Below are 21,185 nucleotides of genomic sequence, written 5' to 3'. Positions count from 1 at the left end.
GCTTAAAGTTAAATATTTATCTTTTAATTCGTAGGCTTTTTAGCTTTTTTGATAGTGACTGTCAACTCTTGTGAAGTTTCGTCTAAATCCATAAAGATTTCATCCCCTGAATTTATTTTGGAGGTAATGATTTCTTCCGCTAAAGCATCTTCAACATATTTCTGGATGGCTCTTTTTAACGGACGCGCACCAAATTGTTTGTCAAAACCTTTTTCCGCAATAAATGCTTTCGCTTTGTCAGACAGGTTTAAGGTGTACCCTAATTCAGCAATCCTGCCGTATAGTTTTTTCAATTCGATTTCGATGATCAAATCGATATGTTCTTTTTCCAGTGGATTGAATACGATTACATCGTCAATTCGGTTTAGGAATTCAGGAGCAAATGTTTTCTTCAATGCATTTTCGATAACGCTCTTAGAATTGTCATCGGCCTGCGCAATTTTGGCTGCCGTTCCGAATCCAACACCTTGTCCGAAGTCTTTCAATTGGCGTGCTCCAACATTAGAAGTCATAATGATAATGGTGTTTTTGAAATCGATTTTACGACCTAAACTATCAGTAAGATATCCATCGTCAAGTACTTGCAACATCATGTTGAACACATCTGGGTGTGCTTTTTCAATCTCATCCAAAAGGACAACACAATATGGTTTTCTACGAACTTTCTCGGTCAATTGCCCACCTTCTTCATAGCCAACATATCCCGGAGGTGCACCAATCAAACGTGAGATAGCGAATTTCTCCATATATTCACTCATGTCGATACGAACCAATGCGTCTTCTGAGTCAAATAATTCTTTGGCAAGAACTTTAGCCAACTGCGTTTTACCAACACCGGTTTGACCTAAGAAGATAAACGAACCAATTGGTCGGTTTGGATCTTTCAGCCCGGCACGGTTTCTTTGGATTGAACGTGCAATTTTGATAACTGCTTCATCCTGGCCAATAACTTTTCCTTTGATTAAATCAGGTAAATGCGCCAGTTTGTTGCTTTCTGTCTGCGCAATTCTATTCACCGGAATTCCGGTCATCATCGAAACTACATCGGCAACATTATCTTCAGTTACACGGATACGATTGCTTTTAGAATCCTCTTCCCACTGTTCCTGAGCGATTGCAAGGTCTTTTTCCAAACGTTTTTCATCGTCACGGAGTTTGGCCGCTTCTTCATATTTCTGTTTCTTAACAACAGAATTTTTAAGGTCACGTACTTCTTCCAGCTGTCTCTCCAAATCAAGGATTTGTTTTGGCACATCAATATTGGTAATATGAACCCTTGAACCAGCTTCATCCATAGCATCAATAGCCTTGTCCGGAAGGAAACGCTCTGACATGTATCTGTTGGTCAATTTTACACAAGCTTCGATAGCTTCGTCTGTGTAGATTACGTTATGATGGTCTTCGTATTTGTTTTTGATATTGTTCAGAATGGTGATAGTTTCCTCTACAGATGTAGGTTCAACGATTACTTTCTGGAAACGTCTTTCCAAAGCTCCATCTTTCTCGATGTATTGTCTGTATTCGTCCAACGTCGTGGCACCAATACATTGTATTTCACCTCTTGCCAATGCCGGCTTGAACATATTGGAAGCATCAAGCGAACCTGTGGCGCCACCTGCACCAACAATGGTGTGGATTTCGTCAATAAAAAGAATGATGTCGTCATTTTTCTCTAACTCATTCATCACTGCTTTCATTCTTTCCTCAAACTGTCCACGGTATTTTGTTCCGGCAACCAAAGAAGCTAAATCTAAAGTCACGACTCTTTTGTTGAACAAAATCCTTGAAACCTTTTTCTGGATGATGCGCAAAGCCAAACCTTCAGCGATTGCAGATTTACCAACACCTGGTTCTCCTATCAATAATGGATTGTTTTTCTTTCTACGGCTTAGAATCTGTGAAACCCTTTCGATCTCTTTTTCACGACCAACAACTGGGTCCAGTTTTCCTTCTTCAGCCAATTCCGTTAAGTCACGCCCAAAATTATCCAAAACCGGAGTTTTCGATTTTTTGTTGGTTTTATTCGCCGGATTGTTGAAACTACCTTCCTTTAAACTGTCATCTTGTCCTGCGTCATCATTATAAGACTCGTTTGTTGGCAAATTATCATTGAAATCTTCTTCGTTAGGTGTCATATTTAAATACTGTTCTTTAACCACGTTATAGTCAATTTTCAGACGATGCAGTAGTTTGGTTGTTGGATCATTCTCATTCCTTAAAATACACAATAATAAATGTGCAGTACTGATAGACGTGCTTTGAAAAACTTTAGCTTCCAAAAAAGTAGTTTTCAAAGCGCGTTCCGCTTGACGGGTCAAGTGTAGGTTCTTCTTTTCGTTGCTTATTTCAACATTTGGGTTTGCCGGACTTAATATTTCAACCTTTTTACGCAAATGTTCTAAATCAATGGAAAGATTATTGAGAATAGTAATCGCTTTGCCATTTCCATCTCTTAATATTCCGAGCATCAAATGCTCTGTCCCAATAAAATCGTGACCCAATCGCAAAGCTTCTTCCTTGCTGTAGGTAATCACGTCTTTTACTCTTGGTGAAAAATTATCATCCATAATATATAATTGGTAATGTAAATTTAGTTATTCAGAATCATTCTAACAAAAACTATTCCGACTAAAAGTACTGTCAGCTAATTGACAAAAAAAAAGCCAATAATAAAAGTAGTTAAGTCACTAACTTATTAACCAAAAAAAGCACCTATTTTGTTAATAAATCATTGAAATTTGTGAAGTAAAAATGTGTCTAAATTTTTTTAATTGCCCTATATTAGCACGTTTCGAATTTAAAGTAATTTTTATTAAATAATTTATAAAATATGTCTGACGGAGAAAGGTTAATTCCTATTAACATTGAAGATGAAATGAAATCAGCTTACATCGATTATTCGATGTCAGTTATTGTGTCAAGAGCACTGCCAGATGTGCGTGATGGTTTAAAGCCAGTGCACCGAAGAGTGTTATACGGAATGTATGATTTAGGAGTTTTTTCAAACAGGGCTCACAAAAAATCCGCAAGAATTGTTGGAGAAGTTTTAGGAAAGTATCACCCACACGGCGATACTTCAGTTTATGACGCGATGGTTCGTATGGCCCAGGAATGGAGTTTACGTTATTTATTGGTTGACGGTCAGGGTAACTTTGGTTCGATTGACGGAGACAGTCCTGCAGCGATGCGTTACACTGAGGCAAGGATGAAAAAAATGTCGGAAGACATTATGGCAGATATTGACAAAGAAACGGTTGACTTCCAGCTGAACTTTGACGATACTTTGCAGGAGCCAACAGTAATGCCAACCCGCGTTCCAAATCTTTTGATTAATGGAGCATCAGGAATTGCAGTAGGTATGGCTACCAACATGGCACCTCACAACCTCTCTGAAGTTATTGACGGAACATTGGCATACATTGACAATAATGACATTGAGATCGATGAATTGATGCATCATATCAAAGCTCCTGATTTCCCTACAGGTGGAACCATCTACGGAATGGAAGGCGTTCGTGAAGCATTCAAAACCGGAAGAGGAAGGATTGTTATCCGTGCGAAAGTAAACTTTGAAGAATCAAACGGCAAGGAAGCTATCGTTGTTTCTGAGATTCCATACCAGGTGAATAAGGCAGAAATGATTAAGAAAACGGCTGACCTTATCAACGAGAAAAAAATCGAAGGCATTTCGAACATCCGTGATGAATCGGACAGAACCGGAATGCGTATCGTATACGAACTGAAACGCGATGCTGTTCCGAATGTAGTTTTAAATACGTTATATAAGTTCACGCAACTGCAATCTTCTTTCAGTGTAAACAATATTGCACTGGTAAAAGGAAGGCCACAAATGCTGAACGTGAAGGATTTGATCCACTATTTTGTGGAGCACCGTCATGATGTTGTAGTCAGAAGAACCCAATTTGAATTGCGTAAAGCAGAAGAAAGAGCACACATCTTAGAAGGTTTAATCATCGCTTCGGATAATATTGACGAAGTAATTGCATTAATCCGTTCTTCTAAAGATGGAGATGAAGCTCGTGCCAAATTGATCGAAAGGTTCAGCCTTTCAGACATTCAGGCTCGTGCCATTGTTGAAATGCGTTTGCGTCAGTTGACAGGCCTTGAGCAGGACAAATTGAGAGCGGAATACGAAGAAATCATGAAATTAATCCAACGCTTGAAAGACTTATTGGCAAGCAAGGAATTAAGAATGGAACTGATCAAGGAAGAATTAATCGAGATCAAAGAAAAGTATGGTGATGAGCGTCGCTCAATGATTGAATATTCAGGTGGAGACGTAAGCATTGAAGATTTGATTGCCGATGAAAATGTGGTAATTACAATTTCGCACGCAGGTTATATCAAACGTACCAACTTATCGGAATACAAAACCCAGAATAGAGGTGGTGTAGGCCAGAAAAGTGCCGGAACCAGAGATCAGGATTTCCTTGAGCATATGTATGTCGCTACAAACCACCAATACATGATGTTCTTTACCCAAAAAGGAAAATGTTTCTGGATGCGTGTTTATGAAATCCCTGAAGGAAGCAAAACTGCCAAAGGAAGAGCGCTGCAAAACCTGATCAACATTGAATCTGATGACAAGGTAAAAGCATTCATCTGCACACAGGATTTAAAAGACAAAGAATACACCAACAGCCATAACCTTATTATGGTGACCAAAAAAGGACAGGTTAAGAAAACATCTTTAGACAAATATTCTAAACCAAGGGTTAACGGAGTTGCTGCTATTACCATTAAAGAAGACGATGAATTATTAGGTGCACAATTAACCAACGGGCAAAGCCAGATCATTTTAGCGGTTAAGTCCGGAAAATTGGTTCGTTTCGAAGAAACCAAAACACGTCCAATGGGAAGAACAGCTTCCGGAGTTCGTGGAATTACATTAAAAGATGAGACCGATGAAGTAATTGGCATGGTTACTGTAAACGACATGGAAAGTGAAATCCTTGTGGTTGCAGAAAACGGTTACGGAAAACGTTCTTCTCTTGATGAATACAGAATTACCAATCGTGGTGGAAAAGGTGTGAAAACCCTCAATATCACTGAGAAAACCGGAAAACTGATTTCCATCAATTCGGTTACCGATGCAGATGACCTGATGATCATCAACAAATCGGGATTAACGATCAGGATGGCAGTTGAGGATTTAAGGGTAATGGGAAGAGCAACACAAGGTGTGAAACTGATCAATATCAAAGGAAACGATTCGATTGCTGCGGTTACCAAAGTAATGAAGGATGATGTTTCTGAGCCGGAATTGGATGAAGACGGAAATGTAATCGAAAATGAGGCAATTGAAAGGGTAAAACCAGTGTTGGAAGTTCTTGAAGATGATGGTTCAGCAGTAGATGACGATGAGGAAGATGATGACGATATCGTTGAAGATGATGATGCTGAGGACGATTCTGAAGATGATGAATAAAAACAATGAATCACCAATTAGAATATTTTAGTTGGTGATTTTAATTATAAATTAAAATTAAATAAAAATGAAAATAAAACACATTGTGCTTGCTTCGGCAGTATTAGTTTCTGTTTCGTCTTTCGCACAAAAAGATGAGTTAAAATCCCTAAAGAAAATTTATGGCAAAGGTGAAGTGAAAGGAAATGATTTGATAGAATATAAAGCTTTAGTAAACAAGGTTGAACCGCTTGCCACTGAAGAAGGGGACAAGATTTATGCAGGTTTTTACAGAGCTATGATTCCTGCATTGGAAGTTTCAGCATTGGACTTAAAATCAATGACACCACAACAAATGCAAATGTCTTTGGCAAAAGTAATAAGCCCAAAGGCGATTACTGATTTGGCGGTAGGTTTGAACGCTACTTTAGATTACGAGAAGAAAACCGGCAAGAAAATTTATACCGATGAAATCAATGAAGTCATAAACGAATTCAAACCTAATTTAATTGACTACGCATTGGCATTAGGTAAAATGAACAAAAACAAAGAAGCCGCTGATGTATTGTATGCCATTTATACTTTAGATAAAAAAGACCAGGACATGCTTTTTTATGCTGCTTCATACGCTGTAAATGCAGTTGATTATGACGCTGCGCTGAAATACTACGGTGAACTTAAAGCCGCCAATTATTCAGGGGAAGGAACCGTATACTACGCTGTTAACAATACAAGCAAAGTGGAAGAAAATTTTGGGAATAACAAAAAGCTGAGAGATTTAATGATTACCACTTCCCACTCTAAGCCAAGGGACGAAAAGATTCCTTCCAAAAGAGGGGAGATTTACAAAAACATCGCTTTGATATTAAAGGAAAAAGGCAAAACAGCTGAAGCATTGACCGCAATTACTGATGCCAGGAAAGAAAATCCAAATGATGATTCCTTAATCCTCGCTGAAGCTGAATTGTATTTGGCCAATAAAGATTTTGATACGTATACTAAATTGGTAAACCAGGCGTTGGAAAAAAATCCTAATAATGCTGATTTGGTTTATAATTTAGCGGTTATCAGTGCTAATAACAACAAACTTGATGAAGCTGAAAAATATTATAAAAGAGCTTTGGAAATCGACGGAAACTACTTTAACGCACTTTTGAACCTTTCGGAATTAAAATTGAGGGCTGATGAAAAATTGGTAACCGAGATGAATAAATTGGGAACTTCTGACAAAGACAACAAGCGTTATGAAGTTATTAAGGCTGAAAGAGAAAAGAATTTCAAATCGATACTGCCTTATCTTGAAAAAGCAGTGGAATTGAAACCAACTGATGAGCCAGCTTCAAAAACCTTATTAAGCGTTTACCGTGCTTTGGAAATGACCGATAAAGCCAGCGCATTGAAAGCTAAAATGGGAAAATAATAAATTTAGATTCCATTAAATATAAAAAGCCCCGAAGAGAACCTTCGGGGCTTTTAGTTTCCTAAACTAACCAAATTTATATAGAAACATAATTATGCAACACCATTTTCTTGAGAACTCATTTTTTTCAAGAAAGATCTAACTAATACACTGTTGGTTTTAATACCAGCATTGATTAATTGTTTTTTGCTGAATGAACCGTTATTTGATGTATTGTTAGAAGTTTTTTTAGAACCCATGAACCAAACTGCGAAATCCATTGAAGCAGCTACACTGTTGTCAGTCGAGATAACGATTGTAGCATCGTTAGAAACAGAAACCTCAGTTGATGTAGTTGAAGCAACAGCCGTTGTGTTAGACTGAGCAAAAGTTACATTTGAAAATAACATTACTAATACAAATAAAACAATTACTTTAAAGTTTGTTTGAGTTGAAGTGTTATTAGCTGTTGTCATAATTTTGGTTTCTTTGTTATTTCTGATTCAAAACTACTTCAACACCCTAAGCGGTGAAAAAAAAAACGATAACTAACCTCAAAAGTCGTTTAATCGACAAATTCAATGAATTCGGGGGTTTTCAGCGTTTTTTTTGTGCAGTTCGTCTAGAAAATGTTAAAAAAACGTGCATTTCATCGGTGAAAAACCAATATTTTCTATGAACTGCAACATCAAAATCATAATCAGATGACAAATCAAGGATTAATGGCAAAATCTTAGTAAATTAGCGTCATATTATTATATCCGCATTCCAAATGAAAGTCGAACGAAAAGGACATACCACCACAATAAGGAATACTCAATACAATACTGCAGAGTTTTTCCTGAAACTGAATAATGAATACAATAGTTATAAATCCCAAAACCTAATCATTGATTTATCGTATGATAAAGCAATAACGATGAATGATATAAAGTTGTTTGGCGATATGACGAAATCCCATAAAAAGGAAAAGAAATCCTTAGTGCTTGTTGCGGATAACATTAACTTTAATGATGTTCCTGCAAAGCTTACGGTAGTTCCAACCATACAGGAAGCACATGATATTATTGAGATGGAAGAAATTGAGCGCGATTTAGGTTTTTAATTTTCCACATATATATATAATGAAATTAACCATTCTTGGCTGTTACGCTGCAACTCCACGTACGATAACCAATCCGACTTCACAAGTTTTGGAAATCAGGAACCGAATGTTCCTGATTGACTGCGGCGAAGGAACACAAGTTCAGTTGCGCAAAAACAAGCTCAAGTTTTCTAAAATCAACCACATCTTTATCTCGCATCTGCATGGCGACCATTTTTATGGATTGGTCGGATTGATTTCAACTTTCATGCTGCTTAACCGCCAAACCGATTTACATGTATATGGCCCAAAAGGCATCAAGGAGATTATCCTTTTGCAATTGCGTTATTCCAATTCCTATACCGGTTACAATCTCTATTTCCATGAATTGGATTCTAAGGAAAGCGAAGTTGTTTTTGAAGATGATAAGGTTTTGGTAAAAACAATTCCGTTAAAACACCGTATTTATACCAACGGTTATCTGTTTCAGGAAAAAGCCAAAGAACGAAAGTTGAATATTGAAGCTGTCGAAAAATATAATATTGATGTAGTTTATTATCGAAAGATAAAATATGGTGGCGATATCAAGCTAGAAGATGGAACAATCATTCCTAACGCCGAACTGACCTTTGATCCCGAACCTGCAAAAAGCTACGCATTCTGCAGCGATACGATGTATGACGAATCTATTATTCCAATTATAGAAAAATGCGATGTATTGTACCACGAAACAACTTTCCTGGAATCTGAGGCTGATAAAGCCGAATCAACGATGCACAGTACCGCAAAGCAGGCAGCAATGATTGCGCAGAAAGCAAACGTAAAGGATTTGATCCTGGGCCATTATAGCACCCGTTATTCCAATATCGAATTATTCCGGCAGGAAGCCTTAACCATACATCCCAATGTCCTTTTAGCCGATGACGGAGTTGTTTTTGAATTTGAGTAAATTTGTTAGTATAAAATCATTATCAAAATGGAAGACTTAAGCAATTATAGAAAATCCTATGAGAAAAGCCAGCTTGTTGAAACTGAGCTTCCTGAAGATCCAATCAATTTATTCCATAAATGGTTTCATGAAACTAAGGAGTTTGGTGGAGTAGATGAGGTCAATGCCATGACAGTAGCTACGATTGGTTTGGACGGTTTTCCAAAATCGAGAGTGGTATTGCTTAAAAAATATGACGAAGAGGGTTTTATTTTTTATACCAATTACAATTCAGAAAAAGGGAAAGCAATCCTTAATAATCCAAATGTCTGTCTTTCATTCTTTTGGCCGGGCATGGAAAGGCAGGTCATCATTAAAGGCGTAGTCGAAAAAACCATGGAAGCTGTTTCAGATAATTATTTCGAATCAAGGCCTGATGGAAGCAAGCTTGGCGCAATTGTTTCGTCACAAAGCGAAGTTATCCCTTCACGGGAATTTTTGGATGACCAATTAAAAAAATTGGAATCTAAGTATCAGGGCAAACCAATTCCAAGGCCTGAATTCTGGGGAGGATTCCTCGTTCGACCAGTAGAAGTGGAGTTTTGGCAGGGAAGGCCCAACCGATTACACGACAGAATCAGGTATCAACTGCATGCTGTTTTCAATTGGAAAATGGAACGACTTTCGCCTTGACTGCAAATTGATTTTATCAATAATATTCAACCACTCTTCGGAGTGTTTTTTTTATGAAATCCATTCCGTTAATGTTGTAGTACAAATCTGTGTAATAAAATCTTATAAAGTAGGAAAAATACATTATATAAAGATAAATATATGTATTTCATCGATTTTTTTTGGTATTTAAACGATAAAAGATGTAGAATTGTCTAACAAAATAACAATTACGTTCTGTCAAAAATAATTCTATAAAGTGTTTGCCCCACATCTACTTTATTAAAAACTGTCAATATTAATCACAATAAAGTGTTTGCCCCACATCTACTTTATTAAACTTAACCTACTACTATGAAAGCAAAAATGTTTAGAGCATTGTTGCCGTTAGCAATCGTGTTCACTATGGTATCCTGTTCTTCAGACCAAGAAGACAGCTCAACTTCAAACAGACAAGTTGTAACTTCATACAACTACAATGACACCGAATTAAAACTAGTTACCCTTATCAATGATTACCGTGTTAGTGTTGGATTGAACCGACTTGAGGTGATTAACCACATTTCGTACAAATCACAGGAGCACAATATCTATATGATTGATAATAAAGTGGTAAACCACGATTATTTTCAGCAAAGAGCTAATAACTTAGTGGAAGTGTTAGGTGCACAAAGGGTAGCAGAGAACGTTGCCTACAACTATCAAACTGCAGAAAGCGCCATGTATGCATGGCTGCACAGTCCAGGCCACAAAGAAAACATCGAAGGAGATTATACCCATATCGGAGTTTCGGTTACCGTTGATGAAACTACAGGAAAAAAATACTACACCAATATGTTTATGAAGAAAAAACCATAACCTCATAAATGTATGTCAAAAAGAAAATAATAGTTTGATTATTGTTTTGTTTGATTTTGACAGATCGAAAAATCCCGCAGTTAGCGGGATTTTTTTTATTTTTATTAGGTATGATTTTGATTATTTCAGGCTTCCAACCATATCTTCAGGTTTTACCCAGGCATCAAAATCTTCGGCAGAAACATAACCTAAACGAATTGCTTCCTCTTTTAAGGTTGTTCCGTTTTTATGCGCTGTCTGTGCAATTTCAGCCGATTTGTAATAACCAATCTTAGTATTCAAAGCGGTAACCAACATCAATGAGTTGTCTACCAATTCCTTGATTCTAGTGTGGTTTGGCTCGATTCCTTGTGCGCAATGCTCGTCGAACGAAACACAGGCATCTCCAATCAAACGTGCCGATTGTAAAAAGTTAGCCGCCATTACTGGTTTGAAAACATTCAATTCGTAATGACCCTGCATGCCACCAACCGAAATAGCTACATCATTACCCATAACCTGAGCACAAACCATGGTTAAGGCTTCGCATTGTGTTGGGTTAACTTTTCCAGGCATGATGGATGAACCAGGCTCATTTTCAGGAATAAGGATTTCTCCAATTCCCGAACGCGGACCAGAAGCCAGCATTCTGATATCATTGGCAATTTTGTTTAACGAAACAGCCAATTGTTTCAAGGCACCATGGCTTTCAACAATTGCGTCGTGCGATGCCAATGCCTCAAATTTATTTGGCGCAGTCACAAATGGGTGACCAGTGAATTTGGCAATATATCCGGCAACAATTTTATCATAGCCAGCCGGAGTATTCAATCCGGTTCCAACGGCAGTTCCGCCAAGCGCAACTTCTGATAAATGTGCTAAAGTATTTTTTAATGCTTTGATTCCGTAATCCAATTGGGCTACATAACCCGAAAGTTCCTGTCCTAAGGTCAAAGGCGTAGCATCCATAAGGTGCGTTCTTCCGATTTTCACCACATTCATGTTTTCCCTTGACTTTTTAGCCAAAGTATCGCGAAGTTTTTCAACGCCTGGAATCGTCACTTCAACTACAGCTTTATAACAGGCAATATGCATTCCTGTTGGAAACGTATCGTTAGAGGATTGTGATTTGTTTACGTCGTCGTTTGCCTTTACCACTGCTTCGCCTTCGCCAATTTTTTGACCGGCCAAAACCTGTGCGCGATTGGCAATCACTTCATTCACGTTCATATTGCTTTGTGTCCCAGAACCTGTCTGCCAAATTACCAATGGAAATTCATCAGCTAATTTTCCTTCGAGGATTTCGTCGCAAACGGCGGCAATTGCATCGCGTTTTTCAACGGTCAGCACTCCAAGTTCAGAGTTTGCGTAAGCAGCCGCTTTTTTCAGGTAAGCAAAACCTTCTATGATTTCCTTAGGCATCGATGCTGATGGCCCGATTTTAAAGTTATTCCTTGAACGTTCCGTTTGAGCTCCCCAATATTTATCGGCAGGAACTTTTACTTCACCCATCGTGTCTTTTTCAATTCTGTATTCCATTGTGTATTTGTATATGTTAATAAAGTAGTTTTCAAAATTAGCCCCGATTGGAGCGAGCTACCGTGTAGCGCGGAAAGCGGGAAACAGCTCCTAAAAATTCCAGCCCAAAAATACGGATAAAAAGTATTTAATAAAAATTGATTTTGTTTTTGGTTAGGATAATAATTCAGCTTACATTTGCGTATAATTCAAAAAAATTCCGGAAAACATGTTTGAATTTCAACAGTATTTAGGTTTCTTACTTTTCCTGACCGTTTTAACGATCGGTTTTTGGTTAATGATTTTCTTGATTACCTTCATCGTACCTTATTGGTTGTATGGTGGTATCACTGAATTGTACCAGGAAAGAAAAGCTCAAAAAGAAGCTGAGCAAAAATCTTAAACAAAGTTTTTGTTAAAAAAAAGCCCCGAAATTCGGGGCTTTTTTTATGCTATCCTTGGAAATCTCCATTGTCATCACCTTGTTGTTGGTTTTGTTTGCGTTTTTCTTTTTCCCTATCCGATTTCTGAACATTGAATCGGTACGTGAATGACAGGTTGAATTGTCTTTTTCTCCATTGCATTTCGCTGTGGGATTCAACAGTTCCGTCTATGAAAGTATCCTGTATCCTTTTTCTCGAATTGAAAACATCGCTCACGTTGAAGGCAATCGTTCCTTTATCTTTTAAGATATCTTTACTCAAAGCGAGGTTCATACTGAAATTACCTAAAGAACTTCCCTGCCTGTTTTTTTGTGCGCCCTGATAATTCATGTTGGTCTGCCAGTCAATTTTATAAGGCAGCGTAACTTTTGAGGTCAGACGCGTGAACCAGGAAGTGGTTTCAAAATCAAAATCCTGTTCCTGTTCAACATTGTTGGTATCGATATACGAGTAGTCACCATCAGTTTTGATATAAAAGAAATTGAAATTCGAATTTAGTTTCCACCATTTATAAGGGCTGTAGTTCAGGGTAAATTCAAAACCGCTTCTGTATTCTGTCGCCAGGTTTATTGGAGTGGTGGTTATCACCGGAGTTCCGTCTTCGAGTGTATCGGTTTGGATTCTTACCTGTTGGAAGACATCGGTAGTTTTATTTCCGTAAAGCGAAGTGTTGAAGGTGAGTTTGTCCCAACGCCTGATGTAGCCCAGGTCAATTGCATTGGTGTATGCCGGGTTCAAATCGGGATTACCCACAAAGATATTGACGTTGCTGGAAAGATTATTGAACGGATTCAGCTGTCTTCCTCTTGGCCTTTGGATCCTTCGGCTAAAACTGATGGAAGCGCTGCTTTTGTCATCGATTTCATAAGTGAAGAAAGCACTTGGGAAAAAGTTGTTGTATTTTTTATTGGTAAAATCGGCTGTTGCCAATTGGTTTACATCAATATCTGAATCCTCCCAACGAAGCCCTAAAAGCGTCGAGAATTTGTTGATTTTGAATCCGTATTGCGTATAAAGCGCGTTCACTTTTTCTTTGTATTCAAGTGAATTCGTGTAATTGTTTTGGATTTCGCCGTTTCTTGACACACTGTAATCGCTAAGATTTTTAGAAAAATCACCACGATACCCTGCTTCAAACTGACTGCCTTTGCCTAAAGGGAGTACATAATCGGCTTGAATGGTGTTCCTGCTTTGATGCTGATTGTTTACGGTTTCATCAACGCTAAGCCCTGAGCTTAGGGTATTTGTTTCGTTAATGGTAGCCAAATCCAAATCGTGGTCAGAAGAAAATGCACCATCTATGGTCAGTTTGTGTCCTTCCTTTTTAAAGTTCTTAGTAAGGTTGGTGGTAAATTCAACGTCACGGCTTTCGCTGTCGGTATTGTTAATCCGGTTGGTTGTTGATGTGTAAAGATGGTTTACATCATAATAATTTTGGAAAACATTGTCCCGGTTATCTCCGTTGCTTCTTCTGTAGTTGAAGGTGTTGGTCCATGTTGTCGATTTGTCTAAATACCAATCCATTCCCAAATTGGCATTATAGGATTTGTTCAGCCTTTCGTTTTCCCTATTTTCATTCATGAAATTCCTGGTGGAATTATCGTCATTCAGGAATCTGGAATTGGTAAAAGCCTGTCCCGGATTGTTTCGGTAATTATAGCCTTGTGTCGTGAAGAGGTTGAATTCCTTTGCTTTATAATTAATGGTTCCGGTCAAACCGTAAGTTTCAGGATAACCTGTACTTGCTACAACGGTCCCGTTTAATCCAAGGTTTTTCCCTTTTTTCAGTAAAATATTGATGATTCCACCGCCACCTTCGGCATTGTATCGCGCAGACGGATTGGTGATTACTTCAACTTTATCCAAAGCATCAGCCGGAATCGATTTAAGGGCATCTGCAACATTTATGGCATTTGACGGTCTTCCGTCGATAAGCACCTTTACATTTTCATTGCCACGCAGGGCAACATTTCCTTCAGCGTCAACTGTTACAGAAGGAACATTATCAAGCACATCGCTAGCTGTTCCGCCTTTGACCATCATATCCTGGCCAACATTGTACACTTTTTTATCGAGCTTTATTTCAACAGTGCTTTTTTCGGCACGGACAACCACTTCCTGTAATTGCTGGGCATCTTCCTCTAAAGCCGTGTTGCCTAGGTTTGTATTTTCATTCAATTGTTTTCCACTAATAATGGTAGGTTTAAATGAAATGAATTCAAAAGTAATATCGTATGTCCCAGCGGTAACTTCAACACTGTAATCTCCTTTGTTATCAGTAATTCCGCCAAAAACCGCTTTCGGGTTTTTACTGTTTTTGAAAGTAACTGTAGCGTATTCCAGAGGAAGTTTGCTGGTTTTTTCGCTAATCTTTCCGGTGATTGTTATTTTGGCACGTTCTGGTTTACCTTCGGTCCGTTCGCCTCCGGCTCGGGTTTCCTGTCCAAAAACTGTTATTGAAAAAAATAATGATAGTGCAGATAAAAGAAAATGAAATTTTTTCATGTAAATAAGATTAAACAGTCTTAAAGACAACAAAAGTACATAGTGGTTTAAGGCTGGTTTCCCAAATCTTTGTTAAATCTTATTTAAGAAATGCTTCAAGTTTGTCAATTTCCCTTCCGATGATAGCCTTGTCACCATCAATAACGATAGGCCTTTGCATCAAAATGGGATATTTGGCTATTGCCTTTATGATTTGGGCATTGGTCAGTTTCCTGCCTTGGTATTTGTCAATCCAAATGGGTTCTTTTTGACGGATGATTTCAATAGGTTTTACTTTCAGTTTTTTGATAAGCGCTTTTAATTCGTCAACCGTCAGCGGATTTTCGATGTAATTTATGATTTCAAAAGGCGTTGCAGTTTCGGTAGTAAAAAGCAGGCAGTCTCTTGATTTCCCGCATCTTGGATTGTGGAGTATCTGTAACATATTTTTTTTGCAAAGTAATTGATTTTACTAGAAAAAAGTTATCTTAGGCGGAACAAAATTATTGACAGATGTTTATCGAATTAGCCTTAAAAGGAAATAACAAATGGTGGCGTGTTGTCACTACCATCATCTTATCAGCCGGTATTTTCATAGCAAATATCATCGCCTTTTTTATCCTGCCTCAGGACGCAATCGATAAAAGTACCGAGATGATGAAATCGTTTTCAAATAATGTGGCTTTGACGCTCAATTTGCTGCCTTTCGTTTTCCTGTTGGGATTGTTGTTTTTATTGGTTTATGCTTTGCACAACCGGAGCATTATGTCGTTGACAACATCCAGGAGCAGGTTCGATTTTAAAAGATTCTTCTTTTCGTTTGGAATCATCGTGTTTTTTATAGCCGCTAGTTTTGCAATTTCCTATTATACTGACAGCTCAGAGATTATATGGAATTTTAATCCATCCAAGTTTGCCGTTCTCTGTATTTTAAGCCTGTTGCTTTTTCCGTTTCAGATTGGTTTGGAAGAATACCTTTTCCGGGGTTACCTGATGCAGCAGATTGGAATCGCAGCCGGAAACCGTTGGACTCCTTTGCTAATAACATCTGTAATGTTTGGATTATTGCACAGCGCCAATCCCGAGGTTGCCGAAATGGGGTATGGCGTAATGGTTTTTTATATTGGAACCGGATTTTTATTGGGAATAATGACTTTGATGGATGAAGGAATGGAATTGTCGCTCGGATTTCATTTAGGGAATAACCTTATGGCTGCCATATTGATCACTTCAGAATTCTCGGCATTGCAAACCGATGCGATGTTCAAATATTCTGGAAAGGTAGATACAGCAGATACTCTAAACGAAATGATAATCTCAATGCTGATACTCTATCCATTAATTCTTTTTATCTTAGCTAAGAAATATAAATGGTCCAATTGGAAAGAAAAACTTACCGGAACTATTGCCATTAACAAAATAGCACCAACCGAAAACCTTGAAAGCCATGAGTAATCCAACCTATGAAAATGTCCACAACCAGTTCAAGCTGAACGGATTCCATCTTGACAGGGAAGACTTGTGCCGTGTGGCCTATAGCTTTATCAAAGAAGGCGAAGAATTCGAAAAACCAGTTGGTGATTTTCTGCTGGATTGGTTTGACAGCAAAAATTATATCGAAATGCAGACTTCTGGAACCACCGGAACTCCAAAAATAATCTGCGTGAGCAAACAGGCGATGGTTGATTCGGCTTTGGCGACAGGCGATTTCTTCGACTTGCAGCCTGGGAATAAAGCATTGCAATGCCTTCCTGTTAAATATGTAGCCGGAAAAATGATGTTGGTCCGCGCCATGATTTTAGGACTCGATTTAGAGTTTGTTGCGCCAAGTTCGCATCCGTTGCGCAATAATGAAATTGTGTATGATTTTGTAGCAATGGTTCCGCTTCAGGCACAAAATTCAGTACAGGAATTAAAGAAAGCAAAGAAAATGATTGTTGGCGGAGCTGCAGTCAATAAAACTTTGGAAAAACAACTCCTAAAGCTGCCAACAGAAGTTTATGAAACTTACGGTATGACCGAAACCATTACCCATATCGCTGCCAGGAAACTTGGTGAAAAAGCCTTTACAGTCCTGCCATATGTTACCATTTCCTATGACGAAAGAAACTGTTTGGTCATCCATGCGCCAAGAATTTCGGAAGAGGTCATTATTACCAATGACATTGTGGAATTGGTCAATGAAAATCAGTTCATTTTCCTGGGACGTATGGATAATGTAATTAATAGCGGCGGAATTAAATTGATTCCGGAACAGATTGAAGAAAAACTTGCAAATAAAATCCACGAACGCTTTTTCATTACTTCCAAAACCGATAAGGAACTAGGGGAAAAGGTTGTTTTAGTCATAGAAGGAGAGAAGCAGGAGTTTGATGAAACCCTTTATGAAGCTTTGGATAAATATGAAAAACCAAAGGAAATCATTTTCATTCCTAAATTCAAGGAAACCGGAAGCGGTAAAATCATGAGGAAGGAAACAGTCAAATAGAATAAAAAAACGCACTAAAAGTTAACTCTTAGTGCGTTTTTTGACTTAAAGCAAACATATTATTATTTTTCCATTTTGAAATAATAATCTGCAGAGTGTTTTCCGCTGCCATAAATGGTGTAGAAAATACTAACTGCCAAAGTTATCGTTGAGATAATCAAATTAGCGACATTCATTTCACCAAGGAAATTGATAAGCACTGCGCCAATTAAAATAGGCAATTGCGCAATTAATGCCCAGCGTGTCAATAATCCAAAAACAATCATAATACCACCCATGATATGGGCTGCTGCAATGTAATGGAAGGTTAACATGCCGCCCATAAAATTGCTTACTGGCGCAATAAGGTCCTCAAAATCCCTACTGTTGCTAACAAAATAACCTCCTTTGTAAATTAAAAAAATCCCTAGTATAATCCTGATGGCGTCAAACCAAAATGTAGAGTGGGCGTTGGCCCATTTGTTCAAACCTTTTACTGAAGTATCCATAATAACAAAGTTTAAAATTTTAACTAAGTTACTAATTTTAAACTTTATATGGATTTTTTTAACACCAAAAAATTATCATTCCTTTACTACATTAATGAAAAATGCTGTGGTATCAACATAAACTTCGTCCAAAGATTTTATCCCTAGTTTTGAAGCTGTCCAGGAATTTGTTGGCTGCACTCTCATCGATTTATCCTTAATCTTGATGTCAATTGGCATGTTGAAAGTCGTATCAGAAGCAACCCATTTGTATTCCAGTTTGTTGTTCTTTTTCCTGATTGCCAAATTTGGAATCGATGCCTGTTTCAGATATTGATTAAATACAGGTGTCAGATCCATTCCCGTTTCAGCGTTGAAAAAAGCGATGACAGTATTCGTATCAATGATTTTTTTACGAAAGGTTTCGGAATATTTCAATAGCATTTTCCACCATTTATCATCATCATTTACAACATGCCTCAACGTATTCAAAAACAACGCACCTTTATCATACATATCTCCGGAACCTTCCTGATTAACACCATAAGGCCCAATAATAGGCTTATCATTATCAACGTTGCCTTTCAATCCATTAACATATTGCTGGCCTTTGTCATAACCTTTAAGGCATTCCACATAAACTGCTTCGGTGTAAGTAGTGAAGCCTTCATGTATCCACATATCGGCGCTGTCTTTTGCAGAAATGCTGTTGCCAAACCATTCGTGGCCACTTTCGTGGATAGTGATGTAGTCCCAAAGCAATCCCAAACCTGTTCCTGAACGGTCCATTCCCAAATATCCTTGCATATAATGATTTCCATAGGCTACAGCACTCTGATGTTCCATGCCTAAGTAGGGAGTTTCTACCAGTTTGTAGCCATCTTTGGCAAAAGGATAAGGTCCAAATTTCGATTGGAAACAATCCATCATTGGTTTTACTTCCTCAAAATGCGTTCTGGCTTTGGCTTCGTTTTCACGAAGTACATAATAATCCAAATCCAAATCTTTATAATTGTCATGGATGTGTACAAAATCGGCTATGGTAACATTGATTGCATAAGTATTTATCGGATTTGTAACTTCCCAATCCCAACGTGTATAGCCGTTTTTCAAATCTTCGCTGCCTTTGATCCTTCCATTGGCAACACACATCAATCCATTAGGAACAGCGACTCTTATGGTTGCACCAAAATCGGGTTCATCGCTTTGTGAATCCTTAACAGGATACCACAAACTGGCGCCAGTTCCCTGACAGGCAACGCCAATCCAAGGTTTTCCCTGTCCATCTTTTGTGAACACAAATCCGCCGTCCCAAGGTGCTCTTTTGGCGATTATTGGTTTTCCCGAATAATAAAACTTAAGGGTTTGATTGGTTTTGGCATTGAGTACTTCGGGAAAATCGATGAATACTGCATTGAATTCGCGTTTATAGTTTAGTTTTTTGTTGCTGTAAACAATGCTGTCAACGTTCATGTTGTCAAATAAATCAACCTGGATTTTAGAAGTGTTTTCAACAACCTTGAAAGAAATCCTGTTGTTACCCACTATTGATTTTTCATCGGGGTTAATTTTGATGTTCAAATCATAGCGTAAAACATCGTAACAAGTTCTTTCCGGGCGTAAGCCACCCTGAAGTGAATCTTTTCGGGTTGTGGCTTCCTGTGCAGAAAGCAATTGAAAACCCAAAACAATAAAACTAAAGGCAATTATTTTTTTCATAATATAAATCGAAATCTAGGAAATTAGTAGGGCGCAATTGGGTTTTGTTACATTATACCTGAATCACACCCAAATTAAATTTCTTTTCAATAGGTGAGTGGTTGGCAGCTTCGATACCCATAGAAATCCAAGTTCGGGTTTCTAAAGGATCGATAATGGCATCAGTCCACAATCTTGCTGCGGCATAATAAGGGGAAACCTGCGCATCGTAACGCGCTTTGATTTTATCGAATAACTCTTGCTCCACTTTTTCGTCAACTGTTTCACCTTTTGCTTTTAAGGAAGAAGCTTCAATTTGCGCCAATACTTTTGCGGCCTGAGTTCCGCCCATAACGGCAAGTTCTGCACTTGGCCAGGCAAATATCAGTCGGGGATCATAGGCTTTTCCGCACATGGCATAATTTCCGGCGCCATAAGAATTGCCTACAATTACAGTAAATTTTGGCACAACCGAATTGGAAACCGCATTGACCATTTTGGCCCCATCCTTAATGATGCCGCCATGTTCTGATTTACTTCCAACCATAAATCCGGTTACATCCTGAACGAATACCAATGGAATTTTCTTTTGGTTGCAGTTGGCAATAAAGCGGGTTGCCTTGTCAGCAGAATCGGAATAAATCACGCCACCAAATTGGATTTCGCCTTTCTTGGTTTTGGAAACAATTCTTTGATTGGCTACTATTCCAACAGCCCAACCGTCTATTCTTGCATAACAGGTTATCAGGGATTTTCCATAATCGGGTTTGTACATATCCATTTCTGAATTGTCTACCAAACGCCTGATGATTTCCAACATGTCGTATTGCTCTGTGCGTAATTTTGGAAGTATTCCGTAAATGTCTTTTTCTTCCAGAGCTGGCTTTTGCGATTTTTCCCTGTTGTAACCGGCTTTTTCATAATCGCCAATTTTTCCAACGATGCTTTTGATCCGGTCCAAGGCATCTTTATCGTCTTTGGCTTTATAATCGGTAACCCCTGAGATTTCACAGTGTGTTGTAGCCCCGCCAAGCGTTTCGTTATCAATATTTTCACCAATGGCAGCTTTTACCAGATAACTTCCGGCAAGGAAAATACTTCCGGTTTTATCGACAATCATCGCTTCGTCACTCATAATAGGAAGATAGGCACCACCGGCAACACAACTTCCCATAACGGCTGCAATCTGTGTAATTCCCATGCTGCTCATAATGGCGTTGTTTCGGAATATGCGTCCGAAATGTTCCTTGTCGGGGAAAATTTCATCCTGCATTGGAAGGTAAACTCCTGCAGAATCAACCAGGTAAATTATTGGCAGACGGTTTTCCATTGCAATCTCCTGTGCACGAAGATTCTTTTTCCCGGTTATCGGAAACCAGGCACCGGCTTTTACAGTTGCATCATTGGCCACAACAATACATTGCTTTCCTTTGACATAACCCATCTTTACCACAACGCCGCCGGAAGGACAACCACCATGTTCGGCATACATTCCGTCACCAACAAAAGCTCCAATTTCAATGCTTTTGGCTTTCTCGTCAAGCAGGTAATCGATTCGTTCACGCGCTGTCATTTTTCCTTCGGCGTGTAATTTTTCGATACGTTTTTCACCGCCGCCAACTTTTACTTTGGCAAAGCGCTGTTTTAAATCGGTTAGCAAAAGCTTATTGTGGTCTTCGTTTTTATTGAAGTTGATGTCCATGATTGTATATTTGTGCTGTGTTTTTAACGCTGGCTAA

Annotated in this window: 17 protein-coding genes; 9 read left to right on the top strand and 8 right to left on the bottom strand. The window is 38.4% G+C overall.

What is annotated here, in order from left to right:
• Window positions 1-23 precede the first annotated feature (23 nt).
• Complete coding sequence (locus L1S31_RS08280) at window positions 24-2,567, bottom strand: ATP-dependent Clp protease ATP-binding subunit (protein WP_236464258.1); 2,544 nt, start codon at window positions 2,565-2,567, stop codon at window positions 24-26.
• A gap of 263 nt (window positions 2,568-2,830) precedes the next feature.
• Between L1S31_RS08280 and gyrA the strand changes: the two genes are divergently transcribed.
• A complete protein-coding gene (gene gyrA, locus L1S31_RS08275; protein WP_236464257.1) occupies window positions 2,831-5,449 on the top strand; it encodes a DNA gyrase subunit A in 2,619 nt (872 codons plus the stop codon).
• A gap of 67 nt (window positions 5,450-5,516) precedes the next feature.
• Window positions 5,517-6,848, top strand: coding sequence for a tetratricopeptide repeat protein (locus L1S31_RS08270; protein WP_236464256.1), 1,332 nt, complete (start codon window positions 5,517-5,519; stop codon window positions 6,846-6,848).
• A 92-nt stretch (window positions 6,849-6,940) separates the two neighbouring features.
• On the opposite strand, the gene L1S31_RS08265 is transcribed toward L1S31_RS08270, so the two are convergent.
• Window positions 6,941-7,303 carry a hypothetical protein gene (locus tag L1S31_RS08265; RefSeq protein ID WP_236464255.1) on the bottom strand — a complete coding sequence of 121 codons (363 nt, stop codon included), beginning with the start codon at window positions 7,301-7,303 and terminating at the stop codon, window positions 6,941-6,943.
• A gap of 296 nt (window positions 7,304-7,599) precedes the next feature.
• Here L1S31_RS08265 and L1S31_RS08260 point away from each other — a divergent pair, with 296 nt between their 5' ends.
• From L1S31_RS08260 to L1S31_RS08245, 4 genes are all read left to right on the top strand, one after another.
• On the top strand, window positions 7,600-7,932 hold the full coding sequence (locus tag L1S31_RS08260) for a ribonuclease Z (protein ID WP_236464254.1): 333 nt from the start codon (window positions 7,600-7,602) through the stop codon (window positions 7,930-7,932).
• A 19-nt stretch (window positions 7,933-7,951) separates the two neighbouring features.
• A complete protein-coding gene (locus tag L1S31_RS08255) occupies window positions 7,952-8,860 on the top strand; it encodes a ribonuclease Z (RefSeq protein ID WP_236464253.1) in 909 nt (302 codons plus the stop codon).
• Window positions 8,861-8,887: 27 nt separating this feature from the next.
• Complete coding sequence (gene pdxH / locus L1S31_RS08250; protein ID WP_236464252.1) at window positions 8,888-9,532, top strand: pyridoxamine 5'-phosphate oxidase; 645 nt, start codon at window positions 8,888-8,890, stop codon at window positions 9,530-9,532.
• Between the two features lie 333 nt (window positions 9,533-9,865).
• Window positions 9,866-10,369 (top strand): CAP domain-containing protein, encoded by a 504-nt coding sequence (locus tag L1S31_RS08245; protein WP_236464251.1) that lies wholly within the window; start codon window positions 9,866-9,868, stop codon window positions 10,367-10,369.
• A gap of 120 nt (window positions 10,370-10,489) precedes the next feature.
• Here the strand turns inward: L1S31_RS08245 and fumC are convergent, their stop codons facing one another.
• Window positions 10,490-11,887, bottom strand: coding sequence for a class II fumarate hydratase (gene fumC, locus L1S31_RS08240; protein WP_236464250.1), 1,398 nt, complete (start codon window positions 11,885-11,887; stop codon window positions 10,490-10,492).
• 208 nt (window positions 11,888-12,095) lie between these two features.
• Between fumC and L1S31_RS08235 the strand changes: the two genes are divergently transcribed.
• On the top strand, window positions 12,096-12,269 hold the full coding sequence (locus tag L1S31_RS08235) for a hypothetical protein (protein WP_236464249.1): 174 nt from the start codon (window positions 12,096-12,098) through the stop codon (window positions 12,267-12,269).
• Window positions 12,270-12,318: 49 nt separating this feature from the next.
• Here the strand turns inward: L1S31_RS08235 and L1S31_RS08230 are convergent, their stop codons facing one another.
• The gene (locus L1S31_RS08230; protein WP_236464248.1) at window positions 12,319-14,814 is read right to left on the bottom strand and encodes a TonB-dependent receptor; all 2,496 of its coding nucleotides are present in this window, start codon (window positions 14,812-14,814) and stop codon (window positions 12,319-12,321) included.
• 79 nt (window positions 14,815-14,893) lie between these two features.
• Window positions 14,894-15,238: an ArsC/Spx/MgsR family protein gene (locus L1S31_RS08225; protein ID WP_236464247.1), complete on the bottom strand. Its 345-nt coding sequence runs from the start codon at window positions 15,236-15,238 to the stop codon at window positions 14,894-14,896.
• A 68-nt stretch (window positions 15,239-15,306) separates the two neighbouring features.
• Between L1S31_RS08225 and L1S31_RS08220 the strand changes: the two genes are divergently transcribed.
• A complete protein-coding gene (locus tag L1S31_RS08220) occupies window positions 15,307-16,248 on the top strand; it encodes a CPBP family intramembrane glutamic endopeptidase (protein ID WP_236464246.1) in 942 nt (313 codons plus the stop codon).
• Window positions 16,241-17,281: an AMP-binding protein gene (locus L1S31_RS08215; protein WP_236464245.1), complete on the top strand. Its 1,041-nt coding sequence runs from the start codon at window positions 16,241-16,243 to the stop codon at window positions 17,279-17,281. Before L1S31_RS08220 ends, L1S31_RS08215 begins: the two co-directional genes overlap by 8 nt.
• Window positions 17,282-17,343: 62 nt before the next feature.
• On the opposite strand, the gene L1S31_RS08210 is transcribed toward L1S31_RS08215, so the two are convergent.
• The 3 genes from L1S31_RS08210 to L1S31_RS08200 form a co-directional block, all read right to left on the bottom strand.
• Window positions 17,344-17,769, bottom strand: a complete 426-nt coding sequence (locus L1S31_RS08210; RefSeq protein ID WP_236464244.1) for a DoxX family protein — start codon at window positions 17,767-17,769, stop codon at window positions 17,344-17,346.
• A gap of 75 nt (window positions 17,770-17,844) precedes the next feature.
• Window positions 17,845-19,467, bottom strand: a complete 1,623-nt coding sequence (locus tag L1S31_RS08205) for a M1 family metallopeptidase (RefSeq protein WP_236464243.1) — start codon at window positions 19,465-19,467, stop codon at window positions 17,845-17,847.
• 52 nt (window positions 19,468-19,519) lie between these two features.
• On the bottom strand, window positions 19,520-21,148 hold the full coding sequence (locus L1S31_RS08200; protein WP_236464242.1) for an acyl-CoA carboxylase subunit beta: 1,629 nt from the start codon (window positions 21,146-21,148) through the stop codon (window positions 19,520-19,522).
• Window positions 21,149-21,185 lie beyond the last annotated feature (37 nt).

The sequence above is a fragment of the Flavobacterium wongokense genome, from assembly GCF_021608265.1.
Classification (GTDB): Bacteria; Bacteroidota; Bacteroidia; order Flavobacteriales; family Flavobacteriaceae; genus Flavobacterium; species Flavobacterium wongokense.
The sequence above is the reverse complement of the archived record's forward strand: the minus strand, read 5'-3'. Positions and strand labels throughout refer to the sequence as shown.

What these genes read in the sequence shown, in the direction of transcription:
- L1S31_RS08280 (WP_236464258.1), bottom strand. Translation starts at nt 2,567, where the DNA reads ATGGATGATAATTTTTCACCAAGAGTAAAAGACGTGATTACCTACAGC.
- gyrA (WP_236464257.1), top strand. Translation starts at nt 2,831, where the DNA reads ATGTCTGACGGAGAAAGGTTAATTCCTATTAACATTGAAGATGAAATG.
- L1S31_RS08270 (WP_236464256.1), top strand. Translation starts at nt 5,517, where the DNA reads ATGAAAATAAAACACATTGTGCTTGCTTCGGCAGTATTAGTTTCTGTT.
- L1S31_RS08265 (WP_236464255.1), bottom strand. Translation starts at nt 7,303, where the DNA reads ATGACAACAGCTAATAACACTTCAACTCAAACAAACTTTAAAGTAATT.
- L1S31_RS08260 (WP_236464254.1), top strand. Translation starts at nt 7,600, where the DNA reads ATGAAAGTCGAACGAAAAGGACATACCACCACAATAAGGAATACTCAA.
- L1S31_RS08255 (WP_236464253.1), top strand. Translation starts at nt 7,952, where the DNA reads ATGAAATTAACCATTCTTGGCTGTTACGCTGCAACTCCACGTACGATA.
- pdxH (WP_236464252.1), top strand. Translation starts at nt 8,888, where the DNA reads ATGGAAGACTTAAGCAATTATAGAAAATCCTATGAGAAAAGCCAGCTT.
- L1S31_RS08245 (WP_236464251.1), top strand. Translation starts at nt 9,866, where the DNA reads ATGAAAGCAAAAATGTTTAGAGCATTGTTGCCGTTAGCAATCGTGTTC.
- fumC (WP_236464250.1), bottom strand. Translation starts at nt 11,887, where the DNA reads ATGGAATACAGAATTGAAAAAGACACGATGGGTGAAGTAAAAGTTCCT.
- L1S31_RS08235 (WP_236464249.1), top strand. Translation starts at nt 12,096, where the DNA reads ATGTTTGAATTTCAACAGTATTTAGGTTTCTTACTTTTCCTGACCGTT.
- L1S31_RS08230 (WP_236464248.1), bottom strand. Translation starts at nt 14,814, where the DNA reads ATGAAAAAATTTCATTTTCTTTTATCTGCACTATCATTATTTTTTTCA.
- L1S31_RS08225 (WP_236464247.1), bottom strand. Translation starts at nt 15,238, where the DNA reads ATGTTACAGATACTCCACAATCCAAGATGCGGGAAATCAAGAGACTGC.
- L1S31_RS08220 (WP_236464246.1), top strand. Translation starts at nt 15,307, where the DNA reads ATGTTTATCGAATTAGCCTTAAAAGGAAATAACAAATGGTGGCGTGTT.
- L1S31_RS08215 (WP_236464245.1), top strand. Translation starts at nt 16,241, where the DNA reads ATGAGTAATCCAACCTATGAAAATGTCCACAACCAGTTCAAGCTGAAC.
- L1S31_RS08210 (WP_236464244.1), bottom strand. Translation starts at nt 17,769, where the DNA reads ATGGATACTTCAGTAAAAGGTTTGAACAAATGGGCCAACGCCCACTCT.
- L1S31_RS08205 (WP_236464243.1), bottom strand. Translation starts at nt 19,467, where the DNA reads ATGAAAAAAATAATTGCCTTTAGTTTTATTGTTTTGGGTTTTCAATTG.
- L1S31_RS08200 (WP_236464242.1), bottom strand. Translation starts at nt 21,148, where the DNA reads ATGGACATCAACTTCAATAAAAACGAAGACCACAATAAGCTTTTGCTA.